The sequence below is a fragment of the Vibrio sp. Vb1554 genome, from assembly GCF_033344235.1.
The window spans coordinates 1-1,313 of record NZ_JAWPOJ010000228.1; the positions used below are offsets into that span (position 1 = coordinate 1).

The 1,313-nt window shown below is 41.7% G+C and carries 2 protein-coding genes; both read left to right on the forward strand.

Going from position 1 to position 1,313, the window contains the following annotated elements; genetic code table 11:
• The first annotated feature begins 14 nt into the window (after window positions 1–14).
• Window positions 15–230, forward strand: coding sequence for an envelope stress response protein PspG (gene pspG, locus R8N28_RS25180; RefSeq protein ID WP_005496590.1), 216 nt, complete (start codon window positions 15–17; stop codon window positions 228–230).
• Between the two features lie 101 nt (window positions 231–331).
• Window positions 332–991 (forward strand): TIGR04219 family outer membrane beta-barrel protein, encoded by a 660-nt coding sequence (locus tag R8N28_RS25185; RefSeq protein ID WP_318074920.1) that lies wholly within the window; start codon window positions 332–334, stop codon window positions 989–991.
• Window positions 992–1,313: the final 322 nt, after the last annotated feature.

The following is a 1,313-nucleotide window of genomic DNA, read 5'->3' on the forward strand; positions in this document are numbered from 1 at the left end:
ATGGAGAAGTGATTATGTTGGAGCTGATCTTTATTTTAGTATTTGCCGCGACCTTATTAGTAACAGGCATCACGATGATGACAGTGTTCGCAGCAACAGGTATTGCGTTGGTTGTGATGTTTTTACTTGGCATGATCGGCGCGGTACTCAAACTATTACCATGGCTGATAGTCATCGCATTGGGTATTTGGTTCTTTAAAAACTTCGTTGCCCAACCGCGTTATAAATAGTTGGGTATAGACGATTTAGTTGATAGCGAGGCGTGAGAGTATGGTATATTTCCCCTCACGCCCTCATTGTTGAATATCAGCTATCTCGGAGTACACATTCCATGACAAATAAAGCGACCATCGCTTTAACAGCATTATCATTAGCCGCATCTCTTCCTACATTCGCAGAATCTTCTTTTTCCGCAAAAGTGGGAGCAGAAGTATGGGGTGCAGATACAAAAGTTAATGAAGTAAGAAGAGATAGCAGTACAACGGGTACTTTTTACGCTGCCATTGAGCACGATGTGAAATACGTACCGAATGCACGTCTACGTTACTCAAGTGTTGATGCCGATTACATGGGCTTTGATAAACTCGATTTAACCATGTACTACCAAGTGCTAGACCATGATCTATTGCATTTTGATGCGGGTGTTACATTCAGCAATCTAAGCGATACGAAATACATTGATGCTGGTACAAATAAGCGTACTGAAGAGTTTGATGAGCTTATCTGGGCTTGGTACGGCTACGCAGAGATCCAAGTGCCTAATACGAACTTTGATGTGATTGGTGAGATAAACTTTGGTGACAACAAAGGCATCAAGAGCACGGACTTAATGGCTGGCATTCAATACCATGTGCCACTACAAGACGCTCAGTTGGCTTTCCGTGGTGGATACCGCGTGATCGATTTAGAGTCGGAAGTGTTTCTCTCAAGCTTAGGTAAAGAGTTTATCTTCGCAAATGGCTTCTTTGTTAGCGCGGAATACTCATTTTAATTCGATTCCTTTCTTCAGTTTTAAAAACGCCACGATATAAGTGGCGTTTTTTTATACCACTTCATTATATCTATTCGAATTTCTCTCCCTATTTTGTTCAGGTAGACCATGCTTATTTAGGAGCAATGGGAAAGTTAGAGCAGGGATAGCGATGACAATAAATGAACTAAGACATCTATTTCGTGAAAACCAGCTTGTTGAAGCCATTATTGAACCAGCAATCCAAGAAGGTGGATGGGTTGTTGAGTTTAGGCATGCGCGAGGTGGTTTCGTGTTTCTGACCGACAGTCACGGTGAAGAATGTTTGTATGAAGATTTAGAT

Excerpts from the sequence above, each read along its gene's own strand:
- pspG (WP_005496590.1), top strand. The coding sequence starts at position 15 with ATGTTGGAGCTGATCTTTATTTTAGTATTTGCCGCGACCTTATTAGTA.
- R8N28_RS25185 (WP_318074920.1), top strand. The coding sequence starts at position 332 with ATGACAAATAAAGCGACCATCGCTTTAACAGCATTATCATTAGCCGCA.